Source organism: Aureimonas psammosilenae (assembly GCF_009176975.1).
In the GTDB taxonomy this organism is placed as follows: Bacteria; Pseudomonadota; Alphaproteobacteria; order Rhizobiales; family Rhizobiaceae; genus Plantimonas; species Plantimonas psammosilenae.
The window spans coordinates 1-11,257 of record NZ_WEZG01000029.1 but is presented as its reverse complement, the minus strand read 5'-3'; the positions used below and the strand labels follow the sequence as shown (position 1 = coordinate 11,257).

Here is an 11,257-nt window from a genome sequence, read left to right as displayed (position 1 = left end):
ACACTTATTCAAACTGCAATCGATACTCGTGCATCATCACTTGCAGGCGTCCTTATTGACAATGGACTTGGATCAGACGAAGGTATTACAATTAAACACGGTATTGAAAATATTGATGTATTGTTCCCTGAAACTAAACTACAAAAAGGTATTCAAGTTTACAACCCAGTTGGACGTAACGTAGAGAAAATGCTTGCTGCCTTCAGCAAATCACCAATGTCTCGTATTAAAAACATTTACGCTGACATCACTGAAGATGAAGCTCGTGCACGCGGTTACATTAAAGGTAACCAAAAAATGGAATCAATTGAACGAGTATTCTACCGTGAAACAACTCCACACACTGTAATCCGTAAAACTCGTATGGACCGTGATGATATCATTGATATCGAAGAAAACGGTATTGATATTATCCAATTCAAGAAAGCTACACAACGTGCTAAATTGCAAGAAGAACTTGTTCGTGCAGCATTCCTTGGAGATGGACGTGATGCTATTGTCGATGGTCACAAGAACCCTGAGCACATCGATCCAGAACACGTTCGTCCAATCATTACTGATGACGATCTCTACACAATTAAAGTTACTTCGGCTAACTGGAAATCTGTTGTAGACGATGTTCAAACAACCCTTCCTGTATACCAAGGTTCTGGTTCACCATCATTGTTCATCAACCCATTCGACCTTGCTAAACTTAAAACATTGAAAACTGCTGGAGGTAGCTACTTGTATGGTGGTTCTGCAGATGCTAACCGTATTCCTACAAATGACCAAATCGCCGCTTACTTCGGATGTACAGAAGTTGTTGACTACTACCCACTTCCTCAAGGTACACTCGTAATCGGTAACCTAGCTGACTACGTATTTGGTACTTCTAAAGGTGGTCAAGTTGCAACATTCGAACAATTCGATATCGACTTTAACCAACAAAAATATCTTACTGAAGTACGTATTTCAGGCGCTATTCAAACACCTAAATCATTTATCGTTGTTAAAGTTACTGATAAAGCTGAAAACACTGCTGGTGAACAAGCTCTTAAATTCACAACAACAGGACTTAAAGATACGCCTCAATTCACTGTAGATAGTGCAAAAGGTGGAACTACACCAGGTTCTAAATATGCTTCAACAGATACAGGTTCTAAAAAAGCTGCAGCCAGTAAACCAGGCGTAACTGTCCCTGGAACTGGAAGCGACGGTTCAGATACTAGCCACACTGCTGGATCAGAATCAAAAGGAAAATAATTCCTGAATTTCAAAATGGGTAAATTAAATGAGAACTATCATTAATGTTTATATACGAACTAAGAAACCTGTGGAAACATACCCAGGCGTCTATGAATATGCGTATATTAAAAAAGAAAAGGTAAGAGCTACAATGTCTAATTTGCTTGTTACTCTTACCGATAGTTCTTCTGTAAATTTACAATCATCATCCAAAACTAAGATGTCCTATGTAATATCGAATTGTAATCCTGATACTGCAAAAAGGATTAGCTATATATCGTATAATGGAGACTTGTATGAAGTATCATCTTCAGACCCGTATCCACCTAGGATGTCTTCGGTTCTTGGTGATATTGCTAAAATGAAAGAAGAAGAATTAGAGATTTATACGGGGTAATATATGGCTGGAAGTCTTAGTGATTTTATTAATTTGTTAAAAGATATTACACCTAATGTTTATTATCAACCCGGAGATCATGATAGTATTACGTATCCTTGTATTGTTGTCGCTGATAATTATACAGATGCTACATACTCGAATAATATTGTATATAATACTAAACACTCGTACACGATAACCTATATGTCTAGAAAACCTTTCTCGATAGAGGATCAAATGTTCGCAGCGTTTAAATATTGTAGACATAATAATAATTCAAAAATCGATGGCGTTTATCATGAATATTATCGTGTGTATTTTTAATATATTTATTTTTATATAAAAGGAGAATATTTATTATGGCTGGAAAACAAATTGTTTGGGATAAAACTTCTGAACGTCTATATCGCACAGGTGTTGACCGTGTAGTTCTTTTCCCACAAGACACAACTAGTGGCGCTTATGGAGTTGGTGTTGGTTGGAATGGTGTTACTCAAATCTCTGAATCTCCAGATGGTGGTGACGCTACTGCAATCTATGCTAACAACAACCTTTACCTTAACCTTGTAGCTAAAGAAAACTTTAAAGGATCTATTACTGCATATACTTACCCTAAAGAATGGGAACAATGTGACGGATCTGCATCAGTTCTAGCTTCTAGTGGTGATAGTGCTGGTGCGGTTAAAGGCCTTCGTGTTACAGGTCAACAACGTACACCATTTGGTCTAGCTTATCGTACTCTTATTGGTAACGATACTAAAGGTACTGACCATGGTTATGAAATCCACTTGGTGTACAACGCAACTGCAGGTGTGTCTTCTCAAGATTACCAAACAGTAAACGACTCACCAGAAGCTCTTGAACTTTCATGGGACTTCTCTACTTTACCTATTGATGTACCTGGTGCTAAACCATCTGCTCATTTGGTAATTTCTTCATTGACTGCAGATGCTGCTAAGCTTAGACAACTTGAAACTAAACTTTACGGTACTGACACTGTCGATCCTGCTCTTCCACTTCCACAAGAAGTAATTAGTATTCTTGGCGGAGTTGGCGGCTAATTAATAATTTTCTATAAAGTGGGATAGGGGTGTGGAACTGCAATAAGGATCATAAGCAGCACTTTATGGGTTTGTAGGTTTTTGTTTTTTATAAAGGAGAAATCAAAATGATTAAACAACATATTAAATTCTATGATGTTATTGAAGGTAACGAAGTAGAAAAAGACTTTTACTTCCATTTGAATAAAGCTGAAATTATTCGTATCTTGTCTCGTGCTGGTGAAGTTGATTGGGAAACACATGTTCGCAATATTCTAGACAGTAACGATCCAGATAAAATTCTTAACTTGTTCGAATCAATCATTCACGATGCTGTTGGACAACGTACTCCAGAAGGACTATTTGTTAAAACTAAAGACTTCCGTGATGCATTTATCGCGTCTGAAGCTTATGGCGAGTTGTTTATTAAATTCCTAAGCGAAGAAGATTTCGCACAAAAATTCTGGCAATCTATTATTGCGGAAGGTAAATCAACAACTAACTTGAAAGCTATTGGTGCATCTAAAGGCAATCGTGCACAACGTCGCAATAATCGAGGAAAAAATCAAAATCGTAAATCATAGTATTTAAGGAGGTAGTGGTATGTTGGAAATTATTCCGTACGAACCAAACGAAATGTTTGATGAAGAAACTAATAAATTCGTTAAAGTTCGTAGTAAGGAAAAAGTTTTTCATTTCGAACATTCTTTAGCCGCTATTTCTGTATGGGAAGCTAAATATCGTAAACCGTTCCTGTCAAATAAAGCTATTACTCCTGAGCAGCTGATAGATTATATTTGTATGATGAACCTAGATGACGATTTTAACCCAAATATGCTAACACCTGAAAATATTACTGAAATTACAGAATATATGGCTGATACTAATCCTACAGCCACTGTAATATCAAGTAGCGACGATAATAATCGCAACTCGAGAACGATTATGACTAGTGAAGTAATCTATGCTTGGATGGCAAATGCCGGAATACCATTTGAATGCGATAAATGGAATGTTAATAGATTACTTATACTAGTTTCAGTAATTAGTGAGTTTAATAAACCACGTAAACAGATGTCTGAAGCTGAAATATTACGTCGACAACATGAAATTAACCAGAAGCGTTTAGCCGCTATGGAAAATCAAAATGAAGAAGGAGAATAAATGAAAATCAACGTCGTTTCCAAAGGAGGTAAGACGAAAGGGTTGATGAGTATTTTAGATAAGTATTCTTCTGCAAAGCTTAAGCCAACATTTGAGTCAGTTGGTAAGGCGGGTCTACAACAATTAGTCGATGATACTCCAGTCCGAAGTGGTAAAACTGCTAATTCGTGGACTATGGATATTACAGAAGCTAGTGATAAGTTAGACCTTATTTATAGTAATTCAAATACTGTTTCAGATGGCACACCTCTTGTTGTGTTAATAAAACAAGGGCACGGAACTCGTAATGGTGGATATGTTCCTCCAAATGATTTCATAACCCCTATTGTAGAAAAAACTGCTAAAGAACTTAGTAGTAAGATAGGAGGTAAATAATGGCGTCTGAAGTAATTGAAAAGAAAATTATTCAGTTAGAATTAGACAAGAAAGATTTGGCTACTGGACTACGGAAGGCAATGTCTGATGTTGATAGTTTTACTTCTAAATTAAATGGAATTAAAACTACAGCATTTGAAAACATTAAGTCTTCCGTATCCGGCATGTCTTCTTCTTTTTCTAAACTAACGGATCATATTCCTATTATTTCTACTCTAAAAGAGCATATTACTAACTTAGGTAAGAGCTCGGGAGAAGCAGCAATAGGTTTATCTCAGATAAATCAAAATGGGAATTTCCAAGCGATTATATCTGGCTCCAATGATGCTGCTAGAGGCGTAGAACATATTGGTGAAGCTACTTCAAATATTGGAAACAAATTTTCTATTCTTGAAGGTGCTGCCTCTGTTGCCTTAGGTAATATTGCTTCTAAAGCTATTTCTACTGCAGCATCAATTATTAATAATTGGACACTTCGACCTATTATTGATGGTTATCAAGAATATGAACGAGAACTTGACTCAACTCGTATCTTGGTAAGTGCATTGGGTGAAAGTGAAACCGACCATATTACAGCAGTAATGCGTGATTTGGAACAATATGCCAAGACAACCCGTTATTCATCACAAGAGATGAATGCTGCTACAGCCCAATTCGTAAATGCTGGTATCGGACTAGACGAATCTGCTACAGCCTTGAAGGGTTGGGGTAACTTGGCTGCTTCTGCGTCAGCCTCTACTGCTGATTTCAACCGTACGCTTGAAACCTCTGTTGAACAAGCTTTGCAAATGGGTTACATGAACTTACAAAACTGGCGCCAAATTCAAAATGCGAATATGGCTACCAAGAAGTTCAAGGATACTATCATTGACACTGCTGTAGCACAAGGTGACGTTACTGGTGAAATTCAAGCCGCAATTGATAAATATGGTGAACTTAACGACCAAGCAGTTAACTATTTGTTTAATGAACGCTTAACCGAAGGTAAATGGTTTACCAACGATGTTATGATGTCTGCTTTGCACGAATTTGCCAATAATCCAGAAATGGTGAAACAGGCAGCATCTTTATATACATTTAAAGAAGCTTTGGAATCAACTGAAGAAGCTGTATCTGACGCTTGGTCTAAATTCTGGGTTGAAATGGTTGGTAAAGGTGATGAAGCCGTTGCTATTTGGACACCAGTTGGTGAGATAATGCAAAACATTGTCTCATTTATTCCGAACGCTATGACTGAGGTGGCTGCATCGTTCAATCAACTTGAAGGACGTTTGCATGTCATTGAGACTATTAAAGCTGGTTGGGAAAAACTTACACTTGTCTTTAATAGTTTTACAAATAGTTTTAAGAATGTGTTCGGAGATGGCATCCAAAATAAAATAGCAGAAGGTATTATCCATTTATTCGACCGACTTAAAGAAAAGATTACAGGATCTGAGATTAGTGTAGAATCATTAAATCAGATATTTACCGCATTCTGGCGTATAGTCAAAATAGGTATAGGTCTTGTTGGTGCATTAGGTAAAGTATTAGATTTACTTATTCCAAACAACCTGATCCAAATGGGTATTGATTTAATATCCGTTTTTGCCCGACTATTCAACGTTATGTACGATGGCCTTAACACTGTATTAAAGAACTATGTTAACGCATCTCCTATAGGGCAAATGTTCCAAGCTGTACGAGATAATGCTCGTGACTTCTGGGACTTCTTTGCTACTTTATTTGGTGCAATAATAGAAAAAGCTACATCAGTAGGGACTGTCTTCGTTCAATTAGGCGCTCACATTACTGGGTTCTTTGGTAATACAGTCAAACGCCTATTGGGTCTAGGTAAAACTGTAGATGAAGCAGGAAGACCTATAGAGACATTCTCTCAAAAATTTATAGCTTTTCAAAATGAGTTAGGTTCATCATATCGAGTATTCCACGACGTATATGGACAAACTCATTCATTAACCGAAGCGTTTAAAGAGTTTGGTGATTCACTTTTAAACATGCAACATGGTGGTGTGATTACTAAGTTATTTGGTAAGATCATTACAGATGCTACTAAAATCAAAGGTACTTTGGTAGATACTGCTCACGGTGCGCAGTTGCTAAATCAAGAATATCATTTATCATACGAAATTATAAGTAGAATTACCAAAGGTTGGGAATTACTTAAATCTAAACAAGATGATGTCTACAAAGCGTTTGATGAAATGCGTACTTCATATGACAACTTTAGTCCTATGGAGCGTATGTATATTCTTGCTCAGAAAATCCGAAATATCTTTGACGGTAGATTATTCACCGATAAGTTGTTAAACTTTACTAAGTGGTTTACTGGTATTGATGGTTCAATCGATAAAACTACTGGTAAATTAGCTCGAACAGATTCTGTATCTCAAGCTTTAGGTAGAGGATTGCTTAAAGTTAAAGAAATCGTAGGAGATCTGTTTAATGTAATTAAAGTAGCAGGCGGATTAGCTATAAAAATTATTGTAGCAATCGGTAACCATTGGGAAGCCTTATTAGCTCCATTAGTTTTAGTTGGAAGTGCCGCTAAAGCATTAATTACAGTATTCTCAGCTGTATGGGATGAAGCCAATCGTGTATACGATATTATGGGCCGAATTAAAGGGTTCGCTTCAGGTATCTTATCTTCTGGTGTCAACTTATTTGGCGAACTACTCTTCGGTTCTACAGCATACGCTGATGAAATAGGTGGCGTATCCGATGCCATGGAAGAAAACATTCCTATATCTGAACGATTAGGTCGTGGAGTAGATGCATTAGGACAGAAAATAATGGATTCTACAGCCAAATTCAAAATGAATGCTGAAGCTATTGCAAATAGTGCGAGCCCTATTAAAGCTCTTACTTCTACATTCAAATCATTTGGTGGTAAAGTATTAGGATTCTTTAACTTTAAAGATTTTATTGCTGGCCTTAAAGGTGTTGGCGATGAATCAGATATCCTTAAAACAAAAATGGGTCAACTAGGAACCTTCCTTAACAAACATGTCTATGATGGTTGGAAGAATATAGTTACCCAATTTAAGGCTCAATCTATAACTTTTAAAGTTACAATCCAAACTGTTAGCGGCTGGATTAAAGAGTTTGTTGACAACCTAGACTTCTCTTCTAAAGCAGAGTTTATTAAATCTGTGTTTACTGGTATAGGTACAACTCTTAAACATGTCGGAGAGGGTATTACTGGTACTTTTGGTGCTATTGGTGGTGCCCTTGGTAAATTTGCCGACGCTGTTGGTGAAACAATTAGTAATATTTCAAAATGGATTACAGATTTTGCCAAAAGTAAAGCTCTATCAAATCTGCTTGAAGCAGGTACGTTGATAACGTTTATTAAACTTCTTAAGAACTTTAATAAAATTACAGATAGTTTAGCTGACACCATTCGTTCATTCAGTAGAATACCTAATGGTATTGCTGATGTATTATCAGAAGTAGGTGGCGTTCTTAAATCTTACCAAAAAGAAATTAAAGCTAAGTCTATTCGCGAAATTGCAACCGCGTTGCTTCTTATGTCGGGTGCGTTATTTGTGGTTTCTACAATACCAACTAACAAACTCCTTCCTGCAGTTGCTGCTCTTGCTACAATGGCAACAATTTTAGTAGGTGCATATACAACAATCAAAATGGCTCAAAAGAAATTTGGAGGTTCATCTTCTGAAGGTATTATGGGTAATGTTGTAGATGCTCTTGGACTTGGTGAAGTTAACCAACTTATGAAGAAAATTGGTAAAGCAACAATGCTTATATCAGTTGCCACTAGTCTGATGTTAATCATTAAACCGTTCAAAGAGCTTGCTGCAATGGATTGGGGTGAAATCTTACAAGGTGTGATCGCTATGGGTGCTGTCCTTACTGAAATAGTTGGTGCTACATGGTTATCAGGCTTGTCTAAAGCTGACCTTGGTACTGCTGCTACTATCTATGCACTTGGTAAGGTATTAAAAGCATGTGTCGATATCATGAAACCTCTTGGTGAAATGGACACGAGCGAGTACGATCATAGCCTACTCAAAATAGCTGGTATCGCTGCTGTTATTGCAGGATCTGTTGCTCTTATGAGTGGTAAGTTCTCGTTCTTTAAAACAGGTATGGCTGATATCCAATGGGGTAATGTTAGCTTCGGTACAGCCAGCACAATCTTCTCATTAGCTAGAGCTATTCGTAACATTATTGATAGTTTTGCTGTTATCAACCAGATGTCAACTGCTGAAATAGACAGCGCTTCTGTTGTTATTCAAAGGATAGCTGCATCTATTCGAAATGCTATCATGCTAATGGGTGCAACACTTACTTTAGGTACTGGTGGAAGTACAGGCTCAGTCAAAGTCTTCAAAAAAGAGATATTCTCTGGTCTTCCACAAATGGGTCTAAAATTCTCTACAGGTAATACTAAATGGAGTCTTGCGGCTACTATAGCATCATTTACATTTGCTATTAAAGCTATTATTAAGAGCTTCGAAGAAATTAATAAATTAAACACTGATGAGATTGATAAAGGCGTAGATACTGTGAACCGTATTATGCGTTCATTGACTCTTGCTATCGGTGCTATGTCATTTAGTGCTAGTTTATCTTTACCTAAAGGATTTAAAGCTAGCATTGGTACTGGCGGTATGAACTGGGCTCAATCTCTAGGTATTGCTACATTTGTTGCAGGTCTTTTATTCTTAATTGACCAGTTAGATGATTTGGCTGAGATTGACCCTAAACGACTAGCTACTACAACTAATGCTGTTAAAACTATAGCTGACCAATTAGGTATGTTGTTCTTAGCAATGAATATAGGTGCTCTTGTTCAAAATTACATGAACACAGATCTACCTACATTACTTGCTACTATCGGAATGATGGGTACTATAGTTGTTGCTCTTAAGGTAGTGGGCGACCAATTAGTTCAGTTCTCTAGTCTAAATAGTGAACAATTAAGTATTGCTCAAACTGCTTTAATCACAGTTGGTGGTACTATAACTGTTATGTCTACAGTTCTTGCTGGTATTTCAGTCGTTATGAGCCAATTTGCTAATATTGCTGGTATTATTGAAACACTTGCCCTACTAGGAAGTGTTGTATTGTCACTCAAAATAGTAGGCGACCAATTCATGCAATTTAGTGGGTTGGATCCTGCAGGGATAGCTACAGCTAAAGAAGCATTATTCGCAATCTCTCTCGCTATCACAGGCATGGTTGCCGTACTTGGTGTTTTGGGACTGGCTGCTGGAGGAGTTGCTACAATAAATCCAATGATGCTAGCCGGTGCTGCTGAAGTACTTCTACTTCTTGTAGGTACTGTTGCTTCGATCAAAATAGTAGGCGATGAGTTTATCAAGCTTGGCGCTATGGACTCTGGTTCAATCGCTAATGCTCGTGTCGCTCTTTCAGCTATTACTCAAGCTATCGAAGGAATGGTAGGTGTTCTAGGCATCTTCGGCTTAGTTGCTGGTGCTGTAGGAACTCTTGCTCCTGGTGTGCTAGTTGCTATACCTGAAACCATGTCTGGTGCCAAGAAAGCTGCTCAAGCTATTGCCGAATTAGGACCTACATTTATATCATTGGGAACTATGGATACCGGTTCTATCGCTCGTGCTAAGTCAGCGATGAAAGTAATTCAAAATGCGCTAGCTAAAATGGTTGAAACTGGGTTCTGGGAATCTTGGTTCAAGAACTGGGCTAATATAAAAGACAAAATGTCTGCTACTAAGACTGCCGCAGATGCTATGAAGAAGGCTGGTTCTGCTCTTGAAGAGATTGGTACTGCTGATGTGGCAGTTTACCAAGCGGGTAATAGTAATCTTGATACTATTAAAGACGGTGTCAATAAAATGGTTGACACTGCCGATACTATTGGTCGTAGAGAAATCGATGAGAATGCTGTAGCCAACGCTCAATTACTTCGTAGAGTTATGCAGGCTATTGGAGATGCATTTACTGAGGCTTCAACCATTCAATCAGTTGACACTAGCAATTTGCAAGCTGCAGTTAACGGATTAGCCACATCTGCTGTTAATGGTTTAACTAGCGCCGATGTTACAAGTCAATATAACTTGGCAGGTCAAGGATTGGTTAGTTCTGCTCGTAGTGGTGTAGATATCATGGCTCCTTATATGGGAGATGGTGGTGTTCTTGCTGCTGGCAGCTTTGTAACAGGTGTCCAAAGTGGACAAATCGGTGCCAACCAAGCTGGTAACTTGTTAACACAAATGGCTCAATCAGGTGCTTCAGCTCAAGACTTATATGCAGTAGCTCAAACATTAGGTGGTACTTATACCAAAGGTATCTTCTCTCTTAATGGACAATCATATAATGTCGGTTCTGGATTGACTAGCCAAGCTAATGCTGGTGCTGGTTCTGGAGTTGGAGCTTTGTCTGGCACAGGTAGAAACGTAAGTTCTACATTCTCTGGCGGTATTAGTGGATCATCAGGTCTTGCTTCAACCGCTGCTGGTGTAGTAATGGAAGCAGCTAAAACAGCATTTAATGCTACATTTGGAATTGCTAGTGCTGGTGAAGCTATTGTTAGTGCTTTAGCTGGAGGTATCCGTGGTGCAATCCATAAAGTTAAATCTGCTGCTTCAGACGTTATGGCAGCTATTAAGAACTTCTTCCCTCACTCTCCTGCCCCTGAAGGACCGTTCTCAGGTAAAGGATGGACTGCAGTTAAAACTTCTGGTTTAGCTGTAGCTAAAGAATGGGTTAGCGGATTATCTGAAGGATTCGAAAATAACAAAGAAATAGAAAACGCTATTGGACAAGTTCAATCAGCGGTTACTGCTGTAAATGACTATGCGTACGATAACTTAGAACTTACTCCAACAATTACACCAGTAGTTGATATGACTGGAATTAATGCAGCTAATCTTCAACTACGTAATTTCAAAATGGGGTATAATGGGGTTGCTCGTAATGTTACGTTTACAGATTTAAATCAAGCAACTATGCAAGCTGCTCAAACTCGTTATACTATTGATAATGTAATTGAAGGTATGAATATTATGAATCGTAAACTAGAAGATATTTCTGGTAAGACCGATATTCAAACCAGAGCGATTGAAGA

At 37.9% G+C, this 11,257-nt stretch carries 6 protein-coding genes and 1 pseudogene; all 7 read left to right on the top strand.

The window, feature by feature from the left end; all coding sequences use genetic code 11:
* A partial coding sequence (locus tag F9929_RS23525; RefSeq protein WP_193227895.1) for a phage major capsid family protein occupies nt 1–1,245 on the top strand: 1,245 nt, incomplete at its 5' end.
* A gap of 28 nt (nt 1,246–1,273) precedes the next feature.
* The gene (locus F9929_RS24955; RefSeq protein WP_456236799.1) at nt 1,274–1,624 is read left to right on the top strand and encodes a DUF7253 family protein; all 351 of its coding nucleotides are present in this window, start codon (nt 1,274–1,276) and stop codon (nt 1,622–1,624) included.
* A 341-nt stretch (nt 1,625–1,965) separates the two neighbouring features.
* Nucleotides 1,966–2,667, top strand: coding sequence for a hypothetical protein (locus tag F9929_RS23520; RefSeq protein WP_152048995.1), 702 nt, complete (start codon nt 1,966–1,968; stop codon nt 2,665–2,667).
* A gap of 107 nt (nt 2,668–2,774) precedes the next feature.
* Nucleotides 2,775–3,230: a hypothetical protein gene (locus tag F9929_RS23515; RefSeq protein ID WP_152048994.1), complete on the top strand. Its 456-nt coding sequence runs from the start codon at nt 2,775–2,777 to the stop codon at nt 3,228–3,230.
* Between the two features lie 19 nt (nt 3,231–3,249).
* Nucleotides 3,250–3,810, top strand: coding sequence for a hypothetical protein (locus F9929_RS23510; protein WP_152048993.1), 561 nt, complete (start codon nt 3,250–3,252; stop codon nt 3,808–3,810).
* The gene (locus tag F9929_RS23505; RefSeq protein WP_152048992.1) at nt 3,811–4,185 is read left to right on the top strand and encodes a hypothetical protein; all 375 of its coding nucleotides are present in this window, start codon (nt 3,811–3,813) and stop codon (nt 4,183–4,185) included.
* Nucleotides 4,185–11,257: pseudogene (locus tag F9929_RS23500) on the top strand (hypothetical protein); the annotation flags it as partial. The gene F9929_RS23505 and the pseudogene F9929_RS23500, both read left to right, overlap by 1 nt.

Excerpts from the sequence above, each read along its gene's own strand:
- F9929_RS24955 (WP_456236799.1), top strand. The coding sequence starts at position 1,274 with ATGAGAACTATCATTAATGTTTATATACGAACTAAGAAACCTGTGGAA.
- F9929_RS23520 (WP_152048995.1), top strand. The coding sequence starts at position 1,966 with ATGGCTGGAAAACAAATTGTTTGGGATAAAACTTCTGAACGTCTATAT.
- F9929_RS23515 (WP_152048994.1), top strand. The coding sequence starts at position 2,775 with ATGATTAAACAACATATTAAATTCTATGATGTTATTGAAGGTAACGAA.
- F9929_RS23510 (WP_152048993.1), top strand. The coding sequence starts at position 3,250 with ATGTTGGAAATTATTCCGTACGAACCAAACGAAATGTTTGATGAAGAA.
- F9929_RS23505 (WP_152048992.1), top strand. The coding sequence starts at position 3,811 with ATGAAAATCAACGTCGTTTCCAAAGGAGGTAAGACGAAAGGGTTGATG.